The sequence below is a fragment of the Photobacterium indicum genome (assembly GCF_003026215.1).
Lineage (GTDB): Bacteria > Pseudomonadota > Gammaproteobacteria > Enterobacterales > Vibrionaceae > Photobacterium > Photobacterium indicum.
On sequence record NZ_PYOC01000003.1, the window covers coordinates 94,590 to 117,060 of the forward strand.

Annotated in this window: 23 protein-coding genes; 9 read left to right on the forward strand and 14 right to left on the reverse strand. The window is 39.5% G+C overall.

From position 1 onward, the window contains the following. Nucleotides 1-29: 29 nt before the first annotated feature. From C9J47_RS10865 to C9J47_RS10880, 4 genes are all read right to left on the reverse strand, one after another. On the reverse strand, nt 30-656 hold the full coding sequence (locus tag C9J47_RS10865; RefSeq protein WP_425440598.1) for a TorD/DmsD family molecular chaperone: 627 nt from the start codon (nt 654-656) through the stop codon (nt 30-32). 24 nt (nt 657-680) lie between these two features. Continuing rightward, on the reverse strand, nt 681-2,381 hold the full coding sequence (locus tag C9J47_RS10870; protein WP_107253554.1) for a 4Fe-4S dicluster domain-containing protein: 1,701 nt from the start codon (nt 2,379-2,381) through the stop codon (nt 681-683). A gap of 269 nt (nt 2,382-2,650) precedes the next feature. Continuing rightward, complete coding sequence (locus C9J47_RS10875; RefSeq protein WP_107253555.1) at nt 2,651-3,448, reverse strand: DUF3306 domain-containing protein; 798 nt, start codon at nt 3,446-3,448, stop codon at nt 2,651-2,653. Next, nucleotides 3,438-3,920: a DUF3305 domain-containing protein gene (locus tag C9J47_RS10880; protein ID WP_107253556.1), complete on the reverse strand. Its 483-nt coding sequence runs from the start codon at nt 3,918-3,920 to the stop codon at nt 3,438-3,440. The genes C9J47_RS10875 and C9J47_RS10880 overlap by 11 nt, the downstream gene beginning before the upstream one ends. Before the next feature lie 401 nt (nt 3,921-4,321). On the opposite strand from C9J47_RS10880, the gene fdhD reads away from it, so the two are divergent. From fdhD to C9J47_RS10910, 6 genes are all read left to right on the forward strand, one after another. Continuing rightward, nucleotides 4,322-5,215 carry a formate dehydrogenase accessory sulfurtransferase FdhD gene (gene fdhD / locus C9J47_RS10885; RefSeq protein WP_107253557.1) on the forward strand — a complete coding sequence of 298 codons (894 nt, stop codon included), beginning with the start codon at nt 4,322-4,324 and terminating at the stop codon, nt 5,213-5,215. After that, nucleotides 5,215-6,129 (forward strand): helix-turn-helix transcriptional regulator, encoded by a 915-nt coding sequence (locus C9J47_RS10890; protein ID WP_107253558.1) that lies wholly within the window; start codon nt 5,215-5,217, stop codon nt 6,127-6,129. The genes fdhD and C9J47_RS10890 overlap by 1 nt, the downstream gene beginning before the upstream one ends. Nucleotides 6,130-6,664: 535 nt before the next feature. Beyond that, nucleotides 6,665-8,653: an SDR family oxidoreductase gene (locus tag C9J47_RS10895; protein ID WP_107253559.1), complete on the forward strand. Its 1,989-nt coding sequence runs from the start codon at nt 6,665-6,667 to the stop codon at nt 8,651-8,653. Between the two features lie 9 nt (nt 8,654-8,662). Further along, on the forward strand, nt 8,663-9,181 hold the full coding sequence (locus tag C9J47_RS10900; RefSeq protein ID WP_107253560.1) for a DUF2505 domain-containing protein: 519 nt from the start codon (nt 8,663-8,665) through the stop codon (nt 9,179-9,181). Between the two features lie 156 nt (nt 9,182-9,337). After that, the gene (locus tag C9J47_RS10905) at nt 9,338-9,970 is read left to right on the forward strand and encodes a TetR/AcrR family transcriptional regulator (RefSeq protein ID WP_107253561.1); all 633 of its coding nucleotides are present in this window, start codon (nt 9,338-9,340) and stop codon (nt 9,968-9,970) included. 511 nt (nt 9,971-10,481) lie between these two features. Then, nucleotides 10,482-11,447, forward strand: coding sequence for a hypothetical protein (locus tag C9J47_RS10910; RefSeq protein ID WP_107253562.1), 966 nt, complete (start codon nt 10,482-10,484; stop codon nt 11,445-11,447). An 87-nt stretch (nt 11,448-11,534) separates the two neighbouring features. On the opposite strand, the gene C9J47_RS10915 is transcribed toward C9J47_RS10910, so the two are convergent. After that, complete coding sequence (locus tag C9J47_RS10915; protein ID WP_107253563.1) at nt 11,535-11,891, reverse strand: MmcQ/YjbR family DNA-binding protein; 357 nt, start codon at nt 11,889-11,891, stop codon at nt 11,535-11,537. A gap of 233 nt (nt 11,892-12,124) precedes the next feature. Between C9J47_RS10915 and pbpG the strand changes: the two genes are divergently transcribed. After that, nucleotides 12,125-13,021: a D-alanyl-D-alanine endopeptidase gene (gene pbpG, locus C9J47_RS10920; protein WP_107253564.1), complete on the forward strand. Its 897-nt coding sequence runs from the start codon at nt 12,125-12,127 to the stop codon at nt 13,019-13,021. 111 nt (nt 13,022-13,132) lie between these two features. Here the strand turns inward: pbpG and C9J47_RS10925 are convergent, their stop codons facing one another. The 7 genes from C9J47_RS10925 to C9J47_RS10955 form a co-directional block, all read right to left on the reverse strand. Continuing rightward, entirely contained in the window at nt 13,133-13,882 is a 750-nt protein-coding gene (locus C9J47_RS10925) for a ribonuclease H family protein (RefSeq protein ID WP_107253565.1), read from the reverse strand. 144 nt (nt 13,883-14,026) lie between these two features. Further along, nucleotides 14,027-14,446, reverse strand: a complete 420-nt coding sequence (locus C9J47_RS10930) for a DUF1801 domain-containing protein (protein ID WP_036803666.1) — start codon at nt 14,444-14,446, stop codon at nt 14,027-14,029. A 344-nt stretch (nt 14,447-14,790) separates the two neighbouring features. Next, a complete protein-coding gene (locus C9J47_RS10935) occupies nt 14,791-15,726 on the reverse strand; it encodes an alpha/beta hydrolase (protein ID WP_006231819.1) in 936 nt (311 codons plus the stop codon). Between the two features lie 341 nt (nt 15,727-16,067). Next, the gene (locus tag C9J47_RS10940) at nt 16,068-16,427 is read right to left on the reverse strand and encodes a phasin family protein (protein WP_006231818.1); all 360 of its coding nucleotides are present in this window, start codon (nt 16,425-16,427) and stop codon (nt 16,068-16,070) included. 103 nt (nt 16,428-16,530) lie between these two features. Beyond that, nucleotides 16,531-17,256 carry a phasin-related domain-containing protein gene (locus C9J47_RS10945; RefSeq protein ID WP_006231817.1) on the reverse strand — a complete coding sequence of 242 codons (726 nt, stop codon included), beginning with the start codon at nt 17,254-17,256 and terminating at the stop codon, nt 16,531-16,533. A 246-nt stretch (nt 17,257-17,502) separates the two neighbouring features. Next, a complete protein-coding gene (locus C9J47_RS10950; protein WP_006231816.1) occupies nt 17,503-17,781 on the reverse strand; it encodes a polyhydroxyalkanoic acid system family protein in 279 nt (92 codons plus the stop codon). 155 nt (nt 17,782-17,936) lie between these two features. Continuing rightward, nucleotides 17,937-18,458, reverse strand: a complete 522-nt coding sequence (locus tag C9J47_RS10955; protein WP_107253566.1) for a lecithin retinol acyltransferase family protein — start codon at nt 18,456-18,458, stop codon at nt 17,937-17,939. A gap of 279 nt (nt 18,459-18,737) precedes the next feature. Here C9J47_RS10955 and C9J47_RS10960 point away from each other — a divergent pair, with 279 nt between their 5' ends. Continuing rightward, on the forward strand, nt 18,738-19,991 hold the full coding sequence (locus C9J47_RS10960; protein ID WP_107253567.1) for a transglycosylase SLT domain-containing protein: 1,254 nt from the start codon (nt 18,738-18,740) through the stop codon (nt 19,989-19,991). A 307-nt stretch (nt 19,992-20,298) separates the two neighbouring features. Here C9J47_RS10960 and C9J47_RS10965 read toward each other — a convergent pair whose 3' ends face one another. Then, nucleotides 20,299-20,700, reverse strand: a complete 402-nt coding sequence (locus C9J47_RS10965; RefSeq protein ID WP_107253568.1) for a hypothetical protein — start codon at nt 20,698-20,700, stop codon at nt 20,299-20,301. Between the two features lie 180 nt (nt 20,701-20,880). Here C9J47_RS10965 and C9J47_RS10970 point away from each other — a divergent pair, with 180 nt between their 5' ends. After that, complete coding sequence (locus C9J47_RS10970; RefSeq protein WP_107253569.1) at nt 20,881-22,053, forward strand: MFS transporter; 1,173 nt, start codon at nt 20,881-20,883, stop codon at nt 22,051-22,053. A gap of 90 nt (nt 22,054-22,143) precedes the next feature. Here the strand turns inward: C9J47_RS10970 and C9J47_RS27090 are convergent, their stop codons facing one another. Next, entirely contained in the window at nt 22,144-22,308 is a 165-nt protein-coding gene (locus C9J47_RS27090; protein ID WP_170107495.1) for a hypothetical protein, read from the reverse strand. Between the last annotated feature and the right edge of the window lie 163 nt (nt 22,309-22,471).

Sequence of the window (22,471 nt, forward strand, 5' to 3'; positions counted from 1 at the left end):
TTACATCAATAAAAGCGAATGCGTTAATATTAGTTCGCTTCTACAAATCGCGTTTTTTCTACAGTCAAAAATTGCAATGCTAGTTCGCCAACCGCGCTGTAAAACACAGCACTTTTAGCGGTTTTAAGATCAGCGCAAAAACGTTCACACCATGTTGCGATATGACGATTAAAGAACCTTGCTTGCAGTGTGTTCTCGCCCTCTTCCACCAGCATTGCCATCACTTCTAACAAGGCTGCCATATGATCTTCTGGCTCTTTTACTGATTCATCACGTTCAAATTCCAGTTGTTTAAGATCATGACGCAAATGCGCAAGAGGCATTTCCATTAATGAACCGGTTAAATACCAAGAACCAAAAGGCACAATCTCGCCACGACCAATACCAATAAACAAATCTTGATATTCATCTTCTGTCGCCATCAAGGTTGTTTTCTGTGCCGCAAGTTTTAGTAATGGCCAAGCCGCTGCCATACCTGTTGTTTGTTTCAATGCATTTGGGGCATCAACATCTAATGCCGCTAACCAATCGATCACATTCTGATCGGGTGCTTTACGCAGTAGATGTGCCAACATGCTGTAAATATCAACACGCAACCGAGTATCTTCTGTTAGCGCTATTGTTTCTGATGTAGACATAGTTTCTGAATTAGACATATTTTGTGATTCCATAAATTTGCCCTATACCCTTAGCTGACTTTCAGGATCGTCTTCCATATTTGAGAAAATATCGCGCACACGACAATCTTCACACATGGCTAAACGACGAATCGCATCTCCTTGAAATTGAGAGTGACTCTGTAATTTCTCCGTCAACATTTTCACCATGGATGCAGGGGCAAACGCTTTACCACAACTTGTACAACAAGCCGCTTCTTCTTCATGAACCACAACAGCGGCTTTACGTGTTTCAGCATTCCAATTAAAGCCAGGTTTTAACGTAAGAACCTTTTCAGGACATGCCTTTTCACATAAACCACATTGAACACAATCTTCTTCAATAAGTTGTAATCCTGGACGACCACCCACAGCATGAAATGCACGTGTAGGACAAACCGCCACACAACTCATACACAATGTGCAATCATCCGTTTTACATTCAACAGAACCATAAGGCGCATTGTCAGGCACAGCTGAATATTCAGGTTGCTCTGGGCTATTGGCGTACAGTCGTTCAAGTGCAGCAAACAATTTCTCACGCTTAGTACCAGACAATTGTTCTGCAAAAGTTTGAGAATGTGTAAGCGCAATAAGTGGTTTATCAAATGCCGTAAATGAATCAGCCGTAGATAAGTCAAACAGCGCTATTCGATTTTCTTCATAACCCAGTTCCGTTAAAAAGTTATTGGCAATCGAAAGTTCATCAGCCAAAACACGATCAATCGTTGCTGGAATATAAGCCGTATTAGTTGCAAGTAAAACTTGATGCGCACCATAAACCAATGCACTAAACCAAGTATCAACACCAACAGTCGCTAACTCTTCCAACGCAATAGGCACAACATTTGAAGGAAGTGTCGTCAGTGTTTGAGTAATGGTTTCTTCATCACGGTTACCATAAAAAAGGATCGTTGGTTTTTCTCCCCCTTCTTCTTGATAACGTGCGAGTAAACGATGCACAAAATTTTGTGTCTTTTCAGGATCTGGTAATGCATATGTAATCGCTTCAGTAGGACAAGCCGTTGCACATGTTCCCACCCCCTGACAAAGATAAGGGTTAATTTCGATAGCATGACCAAGGCTTGATAAGGCACCAGCAGGACATGCATCAACACAACGATTACAACCATTCACACCACGAGATGAGTGCGCACAAAGATCAGGGTCTAATCGGAAGTATTTAGGCTTATCAAACGTACCTAACATAGCAGGCAGTTCTTCAGTCACATCGGCCAACTTACCTTTACTTGCACCTACTAGGTAATAACCCGGAGCAGGAATTTCAGTTGCCACAATCCCTTCTTCCGTCATGTCTAATACAAGATCAAAACAATCACGACCAATAGCCACTTTCGCAAGATTGACTTTAGTCTCTGTAATTGTTCCGTCTACGCGACATGTCACTTCAAACGCGCCAAGGTAACCTTTAATGGCAACCTCTTTACTAAAATACAAATTTGCACATTTTTCAGCTTTCGTTGATTTTGATGCTTCATCAATCGCCGTCTTTTCTGTAGCAAGAAGCGTTACAGAATGAAGGGCTGAAAATTGGCTTGCCAGTGTTGTAATCGAACCTTGAGCACCGATGATCAATAAATCACCACGACTCTCATAAGAAACCGTAGGGGGAATCAAATTCGACAATTCTACTGTGCCTGTAATAGCATTCAGTCGAGCTTGACCATTCGTATCAGAAAATGCTTCTAGTGTACTTTTTAACATTCTTATTCCTGTGTACTCGTCACCGTTAGTCAGTGTCGATTAAAGAACGGGATAAGTTCTTCTGCTTCTATAAGAGCAATAACCGAACCAACTTTTAACGGAATAAAATGACCTATAAGGAACTAAAGTCAGAAAGGGACAGTTGGTACAATCTCAACTGGGACAATTTGTCTCTGCACTTAAATGCAAATGCGTCAATTTGTCCCGGTTAATTATAGGGTTATTATTCCCTTAATGTCTCAACTGCCTTTCTTTAGACTTTTTCGTTATTAATTTTTGTTAGCTTCAACACCAACAAGTAAGTCTTCTTCTTTATCTGTCTGAGATAAAGAGGTAGGGATAGACTCACCGTCGGCTAATTCTTCTGTTGTCTCTTCAGCTATCTCTACTTGTGACAGTTCTTGAGGCAGCTCTTGTGATAATGTGTCACCAGTTGTCGCTTCATCAGCCATAGTAAGATTTTCTGCTTCACCTTCTGACGCAGTGCTAGCATCTGTAATAAGATTGGCGTCAGTCAGCTCACCACCAGCACTTTCTTTTCCATCATCTAACGCATCTGCTACTTTCTTAATGCTTTCAGATACATTATTCACCCAACCACGCAGTTGTTTTGCTACGTTAGGATCTAGCGTTGGAATATTCGAGAAATCCTCGGTGTGATCATCCATATCACTGATGTAGTTAAATTCATCAGAGTGAAATAGTTTCTGCAAGGCTGCCTTTTTAACTGCTTTATCAACACCTTGCTTTAAGAAAGAGGCAACACCACTATCAAACGTGACATCTGCTGCATCTTCTATCGTTAAAATCTTATCTTCAGTAACATCAATCAATGATTCAGCTGAGTCTGTTACATCATCTTCACTCGTCCCTGCAAATTCACCGAGTTCAGGTTCAATATATTTTGATTCAAGATCATCCGATGAATCATCAATACTGGCAGCCTGTTGCGCTTCAGTACTTGCCGGTATGGTAGATACAGCAGCATCATTGCTAGTTGGCTCTTCATGCTCTTCCTTGGCAGTCAATTTACGGCTAGACCAACGCTGGAAAAAATTAGTTGCCACTAGAACGTCCTTTCTTGTCTTTACAGCGCTTGCGCTTGAATTCAATTAACTCGCCATGGCGCCCGATGAATGCTTCCATCCACGCCTGTACAGGTAATGGGGTTTTAATGTGTAATACTTGGTAGTCACCGTCCATATAACTACTGGCAACACTTTGCGCAGCAGTAATTAATAACGGGGATAATTGTTCATTCTCTTCTTCACAAACAATGAATAAGTGCGGGTCTTGAGAGCTAAGGTTAAAGCGATAGTCTGTGCGCTCATCACGATAAAGTGTTAGAAGTCGCTCATAACTGCCTTTAGATTCATCAATTTCATACACCCTGTCTTGATCGTAAAGAACAACATCTTCAATCGTCCAAGATAGTGTCGTCCAGCGACCTACTTGCTTTTCTTCCGACACTAAGCGAAAGGCAATCGGCCAAATAGATTCATCTTTTTGTAGTAGCTTATGTTCATCGAGTTGTTGCACACATGCTCCTTAATTCTTGTTTGTTATGTTCAACAGTGATTCTCTTTCATCGTAACTAAAGCAATATTTAGACCAAGAAAGGCAATATTTAGACCAAGTTGAATAATTATGAGAAATAAGGGAAAGATTACCCCTAAGGAGGAGGTGTCCTCGAGTAACAAATCCGTCTAAATAAACGATCTTGTTAACTTAAAAATAAAAAATAGTTAAGTTGGAATGAACCTTGCTTTATCTCTCGCTCTATCTATATTTCAAGTACTAAGCTCTATATAGCATAGTGTTAATGTGAGATATGGCGAGTTCAGTATTAAGAAAGCATGATACGTCTAAAATACTGAACCCTTAGAATAAAAACACATATAATCTGTTTACAGACATTGATGAACCAGCAGGATTTTCTGATGCCCCAATTGCCAAAAATTATAAAAACAAACTCTTCTGTCAGTCAGACAATGACCGTCGACGTGATGGATGAATACGGCGACATGATGACCAAAGAAATCGCCTGCGAGCATCCGCTTACCGTTTACTTGAATTGGATTGAAGTTGTTACCTTAATGACATTAGGTGAAAGACCGTCTGTGCTAGTGTTGGGTTATTTAAAAAACCAAGGATTTATTGATGATATTGAAGCCATTGAATCTGTCATTATTGATTGGGATACCAATTCTGCCGCGGTCATTACTAAAGAAAACACTGACGGTTTAGAGAAGAAGCTCGGTAAGAAAACCGTTACCTCAGGCTGTGGTCAAGGCACCATGTTCGGTAACGTAATAAAGAAACTAGAAGGTGTTACACTGCCTCAAATAACATTAGCGCAGTCAACCTTATACGGTTTGCTTGAGTCCCTTACCCACCATAATGAAACCTATAAAGCCGCAGGTGCTGTTCATGGATGCGCAGTATGTAAAGACACCAATATTTTATCGTTTGTTGAAGATGTAGGTCGTCATAACGCCGTTGATACCTTAGCTGGTGAGATGTGGTTGAAAGGTGAAACCGGTGAAGACAAGATTTTCTATACGACTGGTCGTTTGACGTCAGAGATGGTGATCAAAGTCGCGCAAATGGGTATTCCTGTTCTGCTTTCTCGCTCTGGTGCGACTCAGATGGGCTATGACTTAGCAAAGACGTTGGGCATTACCATGATAGCCCGCGCTAAAGGAAATCGCTTCCAAGTTTATAACGGCATGAATAACCTGATTTTAGATGTGAAAGGTGATGCGTCTGGCTTCAACTTAGATGATAAAGCTAAAGGTGCACATAGAGATGAGCGTTCTGGGGGTAAGGCGTAATGTCCACTAGCTTTCCAGAGTTTATGAATGCTAAACAAGTTGCTGAATATTTAGATCTGAATGAAAAGAAAGTCTACTCCTTGGCAAACGATGCATTGTTACCCGCAACGAAAGTAACGGGTAAATGGCTATTCCCTAAATCAATGCTCGATAAATGGCTATTAGAATCTTGTCATAACGGTGTGCTAAACGATCGCTTATTAATAGCGGGGTCTGACGATCCTTTATTACAGATGGTGGTAGGGAAAATGGCGAACCAATTAGGCAGTACCGCCTTAGTCGGTTATACCTCGACAGGTACTCGACAAGGGTTAGCCATGTTAAGTAAAGGGCATGTAGATATATGCGCAATTCATTGGGGGCATGCTGAAGAAGCGGCTTTGCGTCACCCTGCTTTATTACAACAATATCCGGGTCATAAAAACTGGGTGCTAATACATGCCTTCGAACGCCAACAAGGGTTAGTCGTGAGTCACGACATTGCAGAAGCTGTTAACTCACGTTCGTTAAACCCACAAGAATTACTCGCCTCACGTTGGCGTTGGGCGTTACGCCAAGAAGGTGCCGGTAGTATGCGCGCCTTAGAAGAATGGTTACATGGTCATGCCTTTAATATCAGTATGCTTACAAAGGCTGATACGTGTAACAGTGAACGTGAACTGGCTTCATATATTGCACGTGGGCTTGCAGATGTGGGGTGTGCAAGCCAAAGCACAGCTGGTGAATTTGGTTTGGGCTTTATACCTTTATGTAGAGAAGCATTTGAATTAGTAATACCTAAAAACATTTACTTCCGCACCTTACAACAACAGCTATTGCAATCGTTATCTGACATGGAAATACAAGCCAAGGGTGATCAACTAGGCGGTTATAACTTTGCACGCAGCGGCAAGCAAGTATGGAGTGCTAACTAATACCAATCTAGACAAGTATCTGATCATTTACTTATCCAGAATGGTATTACACAACGGATTACGCCTGTAATAGTCAGGAGCAGAGCAAGTATTTAATGCTTCGTTTTAAATACTTACTCTGACCACATAACAACAATGATTGCAATTCTTACAAGCAACCTGTTATCCCTCGCCGCAAAAAGCCATCATAAAATAAAACACCGTCATTCACCTCTTAATAAATGAACGCTTTTACTATGTATAACAATCTCTTCTTTGTAGAAAACCACGATATAACATTGTCGACCCATCATGATTACCAATACAAAAACTAATGCACTAAATGAGTTGATTTTACATCGCTTCACACCCCAAATGTGAGCAGTTACTCTAAATCTAAAGATTCCATGAAGGAATATTGATCTACTCGATATTTTTGGTTGCTCCTCTTTGAGAATTTACGCCACAAGTAGCATAATAAAGAATCCTCATCCGACCAGTTTGGCTGCTGTGATGGATGACTATATTTATAAAAAAAATCGCGTAAGGAGTGGTTATGAATTATTTCATTACCGGCGCAACAGGGTTCATCGGATCCCATTTATTGCAACGTATGGCAAAACGTCCTGGAGTATTCTACGTATTGGCGCGTAGCGAATCTTCTGAGAAGAAACTTCAAGATTTAATTGAAAAGCATGCTTTTCCTCAAGATAAGTTTCATACCGTAAGAGGCTCAATTACAGAATCAAATCTGGGGCTTTCTACAGAAAACATCAAACATCTAACAGGTAAGATAACGCACTTTTTCCATCTTGCAGCAGTCTACGATTTAGAAGCAGATGAAAATGATTTAATGCGTGCCAATGTTGAAGGCACAGAAAATGCCCTTCGGCTAGCAGAACGAATTCAAGCAGGCTGTTTCCATCATGTAAGTTCAATTGCCGTAGCAGGTCTATTCCGTGGCTGGTTTAGAGAGGACATGCTAGAGCAAGCAACCGATTTGGAACACCCTTACTTCAAAACCAAACATGAAGCTGAAAAGCTGGTTCAAGAAACAGCAACCATCCCTTGGCGAGCATACCGACCGGGTATCGTTATCGGTGATTCAAAAACTGGTGAAGCTGAACGTGTCGATGGTCCTTATTATTTCTTTAAGATTTTACAAAAGCTACGTCGTTCATTACCAGAATGGATGCCGATGCTGGGCCTTGAAGGTGGGCGTTTAAATTTAGTGCCTGTCGATTATGTTGTTGATAGCATCGATCACATTGCCCACAAAGATGAATTAGACGGACAAGCTTTCCATATTGTCGATCCCGACCCTTACCGCGCAGGTGAGGTTATCAATATTTTTGCTGAAGCCGGTCACGCGCCACGTATGGCAATGCGTTTAGATATGCGACTATTTCGCATGATACCGACGCATTTATGGAAAGAGTTAAGCCAATTACCAGTACTTCGTCGTTTCATGGATGCGTTAAGCCAAGAGATGCAAGTACCGAAAGAAGCATTATGTTTATTTAACTACCCTACCCAATTCGATTGCCACAACACATTAAAAGCCTTAGAAGACAGCACAATCAATTGCCCTCGCTTAACAGATTATGCGCCAAAGATTTGGGATTACTGGGAGCGTAACCTTGATCCATCACTTCATGTCGATCGCACCTTAAAAGGCTGTGTAGAAAATAAAGTGGTTGTACTAACAGGTGCCTCTTCAGGTATTGGTTACACCACTGCATTGAAACTGGCAGACACCAACGCCACGTTAGTCTTGATTGCCCGTGATTTAGAACGCCTACAGCAAACTCGAAATGATGTTGAAAGCCGAGGTGGACGCGCATTCATCTACCAAGCCGATCTCAGTAAAGAAGAAGAAAGTAACAAGGTGATGGATGAAATTAAACGCCATCACGGCAACATCGATATTTTGATCAACAACGCGGGTCGTTCAATTCGCCGCTCTGTTATGCACTCGACAGACCGTTTGCACGATTATGAACGTACCATGCAAATTAACTACTTTGGCGCGCTACGTTTAATTCTAGGTAGCCTGCCTGGCATGGTGGAGCAGCAATCAGGGCATATCATCAACTTGTCTTCCGTTGCTGTATTAACGAACCAACCTCGCTTTTCTGCCTATGCTGCCTCTAAATCGGCATTAGATTCATTTACACGTACAGCAAGTGCTGAATTATGTGGACAAGGCGTTAACTTCACGACAATTAATATGCCGTTAGTCGAAACTCCGATGATTGCCGATCATTACCGTAAAGCAAAAGGTGGCATTCCGCTGCTATCGTCAGATGAAGCCGCCGATTTAATCATCAAAGCAATTATTGAAAAGCCGAAACGTATCGCAAACCGTATCGGTCTTTTTGCCGCGTTAGTTCACGGCGTTTACCCTAAATTAGGTGAACTGGTAATGAATACCGGTTTTAACATGGCCCCCGAAACAGATGGGAAAAAACACGACAGCGATCCTAAACAAAATAGTGCTGACGTAATGGCGTTATCCAATCTCATCCGTGAAATACATATGTAAGGACACATTATGCAAGTCTCAGCGATTCATGATTACCAAGAAGATCTCGATACTATTTTACGTTTCTTCAGCGAAGAAGAACTGATTATCGAAAAGTATCAAAAACTCGGTGCGCGTAATGTACGTATCGTCAAAATTGAAGAAACAGAAGATGGCTTCCTTGTGGAGACACAACGAGAAGTACCGGCGAATGTGCCAGGAATGCTAAAAAGCCTGCTAGGTAATTACAACACAATAAAGCAATCTGAAACTTGGCACTGGTTAGACGGTGATCAACTAAAGTGTGAGATGCAAGTTGAGCTTATCGGTGTGCCTGCGGCGATTACCGGTCAAATGCTATTTAGTGAGCCAGCAGCAAAGCTAAAAAGTGGGCCTACAACGCGTAATAATGTGGAGATGACCATTAGTTCATCTGTGCCATTCATTGGTAGCACATTGGTCTCGTTCATTTGTGACGATATAAAGCAGCAAATGCAAACTGAGTATGAATTTTTGCTTGAGGCGCTACCTGTATTACTAACTGAGTAGCACGCAAACTTATACCAATCTAGATAATATTTAGGTTGGTATTAGGCAACTAAACAAACAACGTTGTGTTTATAAACCCTTTCGTTGTTACCAGCAGTAACCTTGGTAACAACGAAACGCTAACCAACAACCAAAAACGTCAGACAAGGAAGAAAAATGAAGACTCGAGATCGGATTCTATCAGTCAGTCTTGACCTTTTTAATCGTAATGGTATCTCGCAAGTGAGTACCTTGATCATTGCTACTGAAATGGGGATTAGCCCAGGTAACTTGTATTACCATTTTCGCGGTAAAGACGAGATTATTGCGACCTTGATTAATGAATTACAAAATTCAGTATCAACCATCAGTATTGAGTATCCCAAGCAAGTTCAGGATTTTGATGATTACTGGCCTTTCATGCATACCGTGATGGCATTGTTTACCCATTATCGGTTCATGTTCAGAAATTTAGATAACTTGAACGGTCAAAACCCACAGATAAAACGTAAAATTCGCACATTAATTTTAAAATTACGGCAACTCAGTAGCGATATGCTTGCGCATTTAGTGAGCTTAGGAAAACTGCAATGCGATAATAACAGTCTACCGCTATTATCAGATAACTTACTTTTAGTCAGTTTGAATTGGTTAAACTACCAAACACTATTAGATGATAAATACAGTGAAACGGAACTCATTCGTGCTGGCGTTTTACGTTTAATTTCAATGGTAGAACCATACTTAACTGAATCTGCAAGATCACCGTTCTATACACATCAAGACTTATTAGACGAACTGGTTAACTAATAACCTACTCAGCGCCGTAACGACATGAACCATGTTACGGCGTAACCGGTTTTCATTTATCCGCCTTTATATCACCATTATTACTTCGTTAATATTTTGACTTAATAACCGCCTTGTTTTTGACGATACAACCTTGATATAAATAAACTTAACAAAATAATAAGACACCAGTTTCACATAAAATCATTCGAGATATGATCGAGTTATCATAAACAATGATAAATGTATAATTTATATGGTTAAAATTAATAAATATAATGACTTTGTAGAAGAATAATTATTAAATATCTACCCTAAGTATATAAAGATATTCAAAGTAGTCATCTGGTACAGTTCTTACACGTAATGGATAACCGTGTACGAACCTTTTCAACTCGAGATAATCGATAGTCATATGACAAGTCGGAATATAAAAGACGCTGAATTCACTACTTATCAAAAATTACAGACTAAACATTACTAACTTAAAGAAAATTAATACTATTCTCATATTTCTAAGGTTCGTTATATCATGCTAAAAAAAGCCATTATTCTTATATCAGTGGGGGTTTCGTTTTGTACTCAAGCGACCCCATTGCTAACAAAAGCCGAGCAAGAGCAAGTCAGCTCTGTAAGAGAACAGTTTAATGATACTGCTGAATTACAAAAATTAACGAAAGTTAATAGCAGTATATTCACGTTAACCAACCAGACGAGTCAGTTAAAAGCCTCGATTGTTAACGAAAGACAAGTCTACCAAGAGTACCAACAAAAACTAAGCAAAGAGATGCTCTCTGGCACAGAAGAAAATACAAATTACTACTTTGAGTCAATGAAAAAGACATCAAATAAGATTAAAGCAAACAATGATACAATTCACAAAAATACGGTACTTGTCACTCAATATAACGCGGAACTTGAGAAGCTAAACCACTCCATTCGCCAATCTAAAAACGTGTATAGCGATAAACTTACCGCCATCAAAAATAGTGTTGTTACCCGTATAAAAACAGAATTTTCAAAGCCCCTTCCTATTAAAATAGAAGGCAAGCTTCAATGCTCCCCTTATGAATCTATTCGCGCCTGTTTTGAAAGCAAACAAACGACAAGTAAGCTTGTGAATGATGCTATTGAATCACGCTTTGGTCAGATTGATATTACAAGCAGTACCAATCAATTTACGGTCAATTCAGCCAGTATGGATTTTGAAGGGAATGTTGATTACAACGTTAGCTTTAACTTATTTGTTCAATATAACGAACAAATCAATGCTCAAATCATGAAAGAAGTCGGCATTAACTCATTTGATATCATGCTTGTAAGCAATAAAGATGCAGTGTTCTATATTGATGGGTTACCAGTAGGAAACGGCAATAATGTCTCGGTAAAAGTATCGAAAGGTAAATACTCGATACTGGCTAAATTTGATGATAAGCAAGAATCATCAATTCAAAACATCACTAGCCCAGTTAGCTTAACGTATAACTTTTCAAGCTAAGCCTATCCCCCTCTTTGACTGAAAAACAAAGACTGATATCACCAGCCAGCTCAATGAGCTGGCTTTTTCAATAAAGACAGTTAACGATTATAACGCAGACAATGCTTCTTTATCTGCTCGTGTTAATTTACTCACAACTAAGCTATAAGATTTATCGGCTAAGTCTTGCAATACACTTTCCGATAGCTCCCCCGTTAAAGCGATTGTTATCCAATGTTGCTTATTCATGTGATAGCCAGGAATGATAGAGGCAAACTCATTAACTAAAAAATCAGCATCGGCAGGAAGGCACTTTAGCGTCACACTGGGAGCCTCATTATGAATGGCAGTCAGTGCAAACATTTTCCCCATCACTTTAAATACATATGCTTCAGGGCCGAAAGGATAACCACCTTGAACCCCTTTTAAGCTAAGCAGGTATTTTTCCAATTGTTCCATTTTCATATGACCTCCTCACCAACACTCGTCTGGCATATTTTCTCATTATAATCCACACACTGCATATTGATTCATCTAATTGCATTGCGTTTCATTAAAATCTGCGTCTGACTGCTTAATTATTCAGCACTTCTCCGTTTTTTTACATAAACTTGACTTGCACGTATTGGGCATTAAAGGGAACAATGCACTCTTTCCTTTTTTATCCATTTCGACTATTTCATCCTCAAGGAGCAATTGTGGGCAGAGCATTATTATTCATTTTTTCCCTGGTAAGCGTAAGTATCGCCACTTCCGCACATGCCACGACTGCCAAATTAGATCCCAACAACATTCAAACAGCGTCAGTCAGTACTTATGTGACCGATTTAAAATCTGGCAAAACCTTATATAAAAAGAACCAGAACGTGGTAATGCCATTAGCCTCTATTACTAAGCTTATGACAGCAATGGTTACACTCGATGCAAAATTGCCTTTAGATGAGAAAATAACCTTCAAGCCGATTGATAAGAAACGGATGTATAACGGTTACACACGTATTCGTATGGAATCACGATTAAGCCGTGGCGAAACTATACACATTGCACTTATGTCATCTGAAAACTTGGCTGCGGCAGCACTGGCAGGGAACTACCCTGGTGGCTACAACGCATTTATTAAAGCCATGAATGCGAAAGCCAAAGCTTTAGGTATGACCAACACAAGGTTTGTGGATAGTTCAGGCCTCGATCCTAAAAACGTATCAACAGCTTCAGATATTAATAAAATGGCAAAAGCCGCATATAAATATACGAAGATCCGTGAATACAGTACAACGCCCGTTCACACCGTTTACTTTTCTAAACCGAAATACAAATTGGGTTACACCAATACAAATGTTTTGGCTCGTGGTAAAAAATGGGATGTAGAAATGACTAAGACGGGTTATTTAGATATTGCTGGTCATTGTTTAACAATGATCACCAAGATTGATGGTAAAGAGATTTTAATGGTTATGCTTGATGCGCAAGGCAAGCTCACCCCTATTGGCGATGCTGGCCGCATTAAAAAGTGGTTACAAACGGGTAATAGCGGCAAAATTTCTGATTCAGCGAAAAACTACCAACAAGTTAAATTGGCTGATTTACAAGGCTAAGTCATACTTTATTATAATTCTAAAATGGGTCGTTAAATCGGTTTACAATCCGACTTAACGACCCGTTTTCTATTTTGGTCACTTATCAAATAGCATGATTATAAAATCATATTAACCACGCTTATAATTTAAAATCTTTTCTATATCTAATGCATCTGAGTACTGGCAAAAGTCGTACTGCTCTTGATCGGCGCCATATACCGACATGCGATCGGCAAGTTCATTGCCCTCAACACCAATGTGCGCTTTTACGTGTGATACTACTACGCGGTTTTTGATTGTGTCGTACAGTGCATGAGCTTGCTGAATCAATTCAAGGTTTTTTATATCCCCTGCAACTTTTCGCTTCCAGCCTTTTGTTTTCCAGCTATATGCCCACAACGTTAAACAATTAATTGCGTACTGAGAATCCGCTAATACCTGAACACGCAAACCTTTCTCAATTTCCTGCTTAGCAATAAGCAATGATTGATGCAGTGCATTTAGCTCTGCCGTGTTATTTGTGCCCATTGGGTTATATAATCCATACCAAAGCTCAGCTAACGCGCCATCACGATACACAGCGACGCCAGAGCCTGATTTACCCGGATTCGGATCGCACGCACCATCACAATAGATATTAACTTCAAAATTAGCCGTTTTAGGTGCAAGAGATGCAGACGGCTTAGACGCTGTCTTTTTTACTGATGACCTTGGGGTACTTACACGGCCAGATGCAAATGCAGCTTCTGCTTCTTGCTCTGTAGGAAATGATTTATAGCGTGCTTGCGGAAATTTATCGACGAGCTTTTTCGTATATGGCCAACTTGTGAAAACACCTGTTTCTCGACCAGCCCAAACAACGTAAAATTTCTTCGCCATACTTTTTCCTATATCGTTTTATTGCCACACTTCTTAGGCGACAATTTATATAGATGTATAGTTACCTAATTCTACGTAATTCACAATGTTAACAAATGTTATCTGGCATCTTCCGGTATCAACTGCTTAGGATTGACTCAAAACCTACACACCTAGCAGCGGTAAATGCTTAATTTGATGATAACGTAACGACAGTGAAATGCAGTGTGCTAACTCACGAGTTGCAATGTCATCGTCAACGGTAAAAACAATGCCTTTATCATCATCAAAACGGAAAGTATCATCATATAATTCTTTAAATGTATCGACCAATTTAGTTTTACATTGAAAATACATTGCATATTGATTGGGTGTATGTGATTTCCAATCAATACGAATCGGGCTACCACCATCAACAACAAAGCTGGGTTCGTTAGCATTGATTGTTTCTTGAACTTGCGCTGGCAAATCAATTTTCTTTGATACATCAATCACTAATTGACGCAGTGATAATAACTTGTCACGAATCCCCTCTGGGTAGGATTGGTATTTTTCATCAACCATTAACACGTTTGCATTATTCATCTGATTACCTTTCTTAATTCTTTCGTGCCCTTTGGGCTAGCCCTAGCATTAATCTACATCTAAACGGCGCTAAAACTGCACAGACCAGAATACTTATCTTATAGTTTTTTCGTGACAGTATGGTGTTGATCACACCTTTATCTGGGCAAGATCACGTATTTATTACTTTCCGATAAAGTAATAATCAATTAACACGCAGGGTAAATAACTGCATGTAATTTGGCACCACAAACAGTGATACGTATCAATATGAAAGCACAGTAAATACAACTTAAATTAATGCCAAAGAGATAGGATTTTAGGACGGTAGCCTTCGGTTAAAAAGGCTATCAGAAAGAAAGGGGTTAGCTGGCCTTTTTCGTTAATGGCTTAGCTTCTTTATATTTGCCTGTAATATATTCAGACATAAGCTTAATGGCTTCACGCGCTTCGGTTAGCTGATAAAACAATGGGTATACATGAGGTACACCTTTAACGATATTGATCGTTACATCTCCCCCTGCTTCACTCATCTTATTGGCGGTACGTATAGCATCATCCATTAGGACCTCTTCCGTACCAGCGGTGATAAAAGTAGGTGGCAATCCATGTAAATCGGCATAAAAAGGAGAGACATCAGGCTCACAAGGATTTTGCAATCCGATATAGTTATTTCTCATCAACAATAAGCTGCTTAAATCGAAGAAAGGATCATCTTTACTTTTTGTAAACGCAGACTCCCCCGTTACAGCCATATCTGTAACCGGTGACATAAGCACGAGAGCTGCAGGCATTGGCTGCTTTGCTTCACGTAAGCGAATAGCCGTTGTTAATGCAAGATTTCCACCAGCAGAGTCGCCGGCAATGATTATCTGATGCGCTAAATACCCTTGTAACAATAACGCATTATAGACAGCGTAACATTCATCAGCTGCTATCGGGTATGGGGATTCTGGTGCCAAGCTGTAATTAACCATTAAACCACGAGATTTGGTTGCATTGGATAGTCTGGCTAAGAAAGCATTATGGGTATTGGGACTATGGAAACAAAAACCGCCACCATGAAAATACAAAATGATTTTATTGCCACTGCTTTTAGGCATATCGACCCAATCGCAGTTGATACTAGCAAATTTTGTAGGAGCAACTTCCATTCCTTTAGGCATGCTAATGAGTGCGCCATAGCTATCAATATTCTTAATAAGTTCACGCATTTCTAATGTGGAGTGACAACTCGCAAGGCGCTGGCGCATGACGCGTGATAAAACTTTGTTGAATGCTCTTGTACGCCAACTGTACATAACGACCCCCCTTAAATTTTACATTCTTTATTAGTACTTTAGGTCATGAATCTTATAAATAAAAGTTCATCGATAACCTATCGGCTTAATCCATGGCAGTAAACGTTAAGTGACATACGTCGTAATAATATAGATTATCACTGTCTTTTTGCCCTGTCCTAATACATAGAATTGTTACAAACAAAAAGAGGTGCGCGTGCATGGCACACGCGCAACCTTAAAAAGCATATAACTAACGTTGTTAGAAAAATCTCTTATAACTCAGTCTATATATGCTATCAGGGCTACATTATTGTCTGGCTTGGCTGGCTTATAACCTCGTAACCCTGTGTAAATTGTAACTATTCTACTTCTGCTAGCTTTTCAACTGCTGATGTTAGTTTGTCGATTTTGTCGTCCATACGATCTAGCTTTTCACGATCAACACCACTTAAGCGATAGAATAAATCATTCATACCAGCTTCAACTTCGTCAGTCGCTTTTTCTGCATTTTTACCAATGCACTCTTTCGCTTGAACTTCAACTTCTTTGCCGCGTTCAACAAGTTCATCAAACGCAGTATTCGTTTTATCGTTAATTTGTTGAGCTTCTTCAAGTGTGCGGCTATATAGACCTAAACCTGCAAGCCAAATATTGCGTGCAACACCTTCGCCACTTTCTACGACATTTTTCGCCGCTTTTGCTACTGTTTTATCAATCATAATAATCTCCTGCGTATAAACGCTGATCTGTATAAGATAATCTCGCTAAGTCTTCTTTAAAGCTCACCATTTCATGCATAAGCTCATCGGTATATAGCGCGTATTAATTCACTTCTACTGGCTTTGTAACAACAGATTGATTGCCAGCAGTAGTTACTGCTTCTGGTTTCTCATTTAATGACTCAGTTTTTGCCAGTTCAGTTTTCACTACGGCAGACTTAGCGTCAGTTTTTGGTTTATCCGCAATAGAATCAGCAACAACAGCTTTAGCTACTACGGTTTCCTGCTTTACTTCAGAATTTGCCACTACTGCTTTTTCTGAAAGTGTTTCTTTTTTTTCTACAGCACTCACTGCTGATTTACGACGCGCAACGCCTGGTTTTTTTCCACGGGTTGCGGGTGTTTTAGCTACTTTCTTTGCTGGCTCTTTCGCTACAGTCTTCTTAACTGCAGATTTGCCTTCTTGTTGACGAACTAATAGCGCTTCAATATTGGCTGTTAGTTGATCAATTTTGTCATCAACACGATCTAAACGTTCATTATCAATACCGATGAAACCTTGCACCATTTGATGCATACGTTCTTCAATAGCGACTGATGTTTGGCTACGTGCTGTATGTACACGTTCTTTTGTATTTGATTCAACTGAACGACCACGCTCAATTAACTCATCAAAAAGGCTTTTGCCTTTGCCTGACAGTTGATTAACTTCATCGGCACTTTTCGCATAAGCACCTAATCCTGCTAACCAAATGTTGTAGACCATGGCATCACGTACAAGCTTTTTCTCTTTGCTTGATTCATCTGCAGTCTGTTTAAAGATGCTCATTGTTGCGCCCTCCGGGATTACTGTTAATTCGACTGTCAGTCAGTGGGTATTGCCTGACTACTTGTAACTAGAATAGGAATTTCAATTAGAATGTTCTTACTAAAACAGCAATTTATCGTGGGCGAGATCAAATATTTGAAGAATAAAGATAATTAATAAGCAAAGAGGTAGGTAAGTAGAGAGGTAAAGGTAACCGAGCTATTTTAATGAAATAACAGCTCGGTAAATAACAACACGAAAAGGTAATTATTGCGTAATCAGTAGCTGATCAAGACGTTTAGAAATACTGTTTTCAATACTTGAAGCAAAAAGGCTAGCAGCAAAGCCTAATTTCAATTGAATGGTAATTTTTCCATGCTGAGAATGAAGAAAACCACGGGCTGACATATGATCAATAATCAAACGGTCATCTTGCCAAGACCATTCGATTCCATACTTATTAGCAAGCTCATCAGCGATTTGTTCTGACATGACAGCAACGTCATCAATATGCAGGTCATGCTCTCGTTCGATTAAAATAGTCACTTTCTTTCCATTTTTTAGTGCAAATACTCTGTTACGTCTTTTTAACATAACGGGATATCAAGTCAATGTCTGTGCTACAGATCGAATAGTCCAAATTTGACTTACTACAGTGAAAAAGAATAGACCAAAATATTACTAAACCACAAAAAAACACACTAACGGCGAAAAACAAGCCGCAATATCTTAGAAAGCACAATCGCCCCCCCTACGGTCAAACGAGCCCCCGCAATCGCCCGTCGATAAGGTCGCTTTTCTGCGGGCGCGATCATACCGCCAACGAGCAGGCCAATCCCCGCTAATTTAATTAGCCTATTTTCAGTTCCCGTAATAAGAAGTCCTGCAAATAATAGTACAAATAATCGTTGAAATTGAGTGCACTCAACAGGCAAGCCATGCGATTGACGAACAAATTGTTCGCAATTACGATTGAATAAATTATAGGGAGTACCTAAATATTGTTGGGCATAGAAATATGCTTTCTCTGGTTCATCACTGGTAATTGAACTAACCAAGATGGTTCTACCTTCTGAAAACTCATATAAAGTATCAAACTGTACTTGCCTACGTTTTTTTGAATTGTGTATTACCCCACCTCTCCCATCAGCCATACCATAGTGCCAATATGATAAGCAACGAACTTTAAGAATGGTTCCTACCGGATAACGAGTTATCTCCATACCATTTCCTATTAACAGTACTATCAAATACATGACTAAATAATAGCTGATTTTTTCAAAATGATTATCGATCGTACCTTTTATAACCCGTTACCTCTCCCCTTAATAACAAGAATATTGTCTCATCACCAAGACTTTGGTTATTGTCATATTCATTCACAAGCAAGACAAATAATTCATGCTATATTTTTATCAATGAAATATTTATGCTTGGTTTTAATGATACTTTTATATCATTAACAAGGTGTATCACATTGATTAGTCGTAGATGGTATTAATATGCAGTGGCTTCTAATATTGTTATTTACACTTATTATTTCCGGTTGCCAAGGGCTCCAAAACGTTGAGCCGACGAATAGCGTTCTAACAGAAAGTGACCACCTTATAACTATAACCTCTGTTGAATTTAACCAAAACTGCCCTATATCTCATCAGCAGCAAGAAGGTTTTTTTATTGCTACTGGTAAGCAAAGCAGCCAGTCTATATATGAACCTTTTAATATTAAGTATTTAAATAGTCAGACATTTAATAGTACAACAACAATTCCCCCTCATTCCGCACCCGATTTGTGGAACGTAATGGGAGAGTCTTTTTCACTACCTGTGCCAAATAACAAACGTATTCGATATTACCGAAATTGGTTTGTCGATAACCCCTTACACATTAAAACGGTGTCTAAACGTGCTGAACCTTTTCTATACCTGATGTATGAAGAAGTACAGAAACGTGGTTTACCGACAGAAATAGTGCTGCTTCCTTTTATTGAAAGCTCTTTTGATCAGTTTGCCCATTCAAACAAAGGGGCATCAGGACTTTGGCAAATTACAGCACCTACTGGGAAGTCTTTTGGATTGGAGTATTGGCAAGGTTACGATGGTCGTCGTGATGTGATTGCATCAACCCATGCAGCATTGGATCTTCTTGAATACTTGCACGATAAGTTTGATGGTAACTGGCTACATGCTATAGCTGCTTATAACACGGGTGAAGCCCGAGTCAGGAATGCCATTAAAAGTAATAAGAAAAAAGGCATTTCAACTGATTTTTGGTATTTAGAATTACCGAAAGAAACACGCTTATATGTACCAAAGTTGCTTGCGATGGCTGATATTGTAAAACATAAACAAGAATACCAGTATCAGCTCGATTTCGCGATGATACCAGCCTCACCAGCAGTGACAAAAGTTATAGTGAACAACCGCGTTCGTTTAAAACAAATAGCGAAACATGCAGATATATCAAGTAAACAACTTTATGCGCTAAACCCTGGGTATACCGCTGGTTACACACTTAAAAATAGAGACAACATTGTATTATTACCCAAAAATAACATTGAAGCTTTTTATAACAACATCGACAGTCGCCTTTATGTTAGACACAAATATTTCATACATAAAATAAGAATTGGTGAATCGTTAAGTGAATTGGCACATAACAATAACACGACAGTGTCAATGATAAAACAAGCCAATGAAATGTCAGATTCGTATATTATTGCGGGGCAGCGATTATTAATCCCACTCATTGATTAAACATGTAATATACCCAAACCACCTCAAGGTTGGGTATATACCCAAGTTACCTCAAGATGCTCGTTTCAGCGAGAATTGGTTGGGCTCTAGGTAAGGCGCTTATTTATAGACCTAGTCGTTCTACGTTAAAAATAAGTAACACCGCATAGAGCCCAACAAAACTCGCCCTTTGGGAGTGATTCAGCGTATCTACTTCTGTGTCAAATGTGTTTGAAAGGGAAAGCCATTCCTACACACATTTTCCTTGAATTAAATACGCTGAGATCACTCTGAATCCTGCATGTTGAGGTAGCTTGGGTATATATATTTACTGTATATTCTCTGTTTCTACTACAGCGACAAGACTGTTTTGTTCAGTATAAGGCTCTACAATGTTTTGAATATTCACTGCTTTCTGTCCATTAACACCGCTGAAATTCAGTCCATTCACACTTAAATCGACGTCTTCAAAAGCAATATTTACTGCTTGTTCCAATTTAGCCAACACACTTAAATCGGCCTGATTATGGGATAGTGATAAACCAATTATAATCCCCATAAATGTACAGGCAGGGGCAATTAAACTTCTAATCGCCATTAGAGTACAAAGTGAAATAATTGAGATAATAGTCGCTATATAAACATTACTACCACCTACACCATTAAAAAAAGCGATATAGACAGCTAAACCTTGAAGCAGCATTCCTATAAAAAGCACAAAAAGTTTCATATTGTAAAACCTATATATCTTATTTGAGTTAATTATAGGCAGACACATTTACAAAAGAATAATTTACTTGCTATGAAAAACAGCCTTAGGGGTATAGTTTACTCTAAAGCCAATAGCTACGTTGCATAAGTGTTACATGAGCTGTAACTTAGCACTTTGCTTTTTATTTGTCGGTTCTACATGAAATCTTTACCTTGGAACGCATGGCTGCTTGCTTTGGTTCAACCCTTTGTATTATCTGTTGGGGCGCTCAATGTGTTTCTTGGTGGCCTTGTTGGGGCAAAATTACATCCTAACCCTGAACTCTCCACGCTTCCTGTTACTGCGCTCATCATTGGTGTTTCCTTAAATATTTTTCCAGCGGCTAAAATTCAACATACGTTTGGTCGAAAAAATGCGTTTATTACTGCTGCCGTTATCAGTAGTTGTGTTGCTTTTGCTGCGGGGTTTGCAATAGAGCATGAATCCTTTTGGGGATTTACTTTATGTACTTTCCTTCTTGGCACTCAATTGTCTTATGTGGGGCAATACCGTTTTGCCGCCATAGAAAGCTGCAACAATGCGAGTCAACACCCTACTGTCATTAGTATTGTTCTGGTTGGGGGTATAGCAGCTGCAATCGTGGGGCCCGAGTTACTTAACATAGGGCAACTCATTCCACTTCATATTTCCGAATATGCCAACGCTTATAATGCATTGGCTATTATCGAATGCATTGGCGCGATGATTTTATTTATTGCAATGAAGCCCATTATTATAAAGGAAAGCAGCGATGCTGATGGAATAGCTCGTCCTTTCTCTGAAATATTAAAGCAACCTTTACTGTGGCTTGCTATTGGTTCAGGTTTAACGGCTTACGCTGTGATGGCGTTTTTGATGACAGCAACCCCCTTAGCAATGCAGCACCATGGTCATGATATTCAAAGTGCTAAATGGGTTATTCAGAGTCATGTTATGGCAATGTATTTACCGTCACTCATTACCCCACTATTGATTAAATACCTTGGCATTTACCGACTGATCTATGTTGGATGTATCGCAATGATTACCTGCATTGTTGCAGGATTGCTAGGTCAGAGTGTGCATAGTTATTGGTGGGCATTGGTGTTATTGGGTATAGGCTGGAATTTCTTGTTTATTAGTGGCACAACATTATTGCCTAAAACATATCAAGCTAATGAACGATTTAAAGTACAAGCTATTAATGACTTTTCAATAACAGCCTTTCAAGCTACAGGCTCTCTAGGTGCCGGTATAGTTTTATTTACTCAAGGCTGGAGCTGGATGTTGCTTGCTTCTATTTTCCCCGTTGTCACATTGTTTTTGCTGAGTGTGATTGTGAAGAAAAAATAGCACCTGTTGATTGTTATAAACGCAAAACCCTATCCTCTGCTTATTGCTGTATTACAGCATACTCAGAGGATCGTAAGCCATTATTCAGTTTTACTTGCTTACTGAATCTTCTGACTTGAAATATTTATGGTCTAAATCTAAGTCTTTGGCTTGTTTTTCATGTAGTGCTTCAATTAATTTTTTGTTGAGCTCAGCAAAGTATATATCTTCTTCTGCTTTACCCTTCAAGCGCATTCGTTCGGTAAAATCAACCATACGTGCTACCTCCAAGTACCTATACTTACTATTAGTGTATGAGGTAAACAATGACATGTCGTATTAAATGAAGAAAAGTAGATCTAGAACAATTTAGGGTGTGTTGACGTTTCAAATTCTAGCCTGTGAAGTCTGAAAACGTCAACACGCCCTAGAGTACACT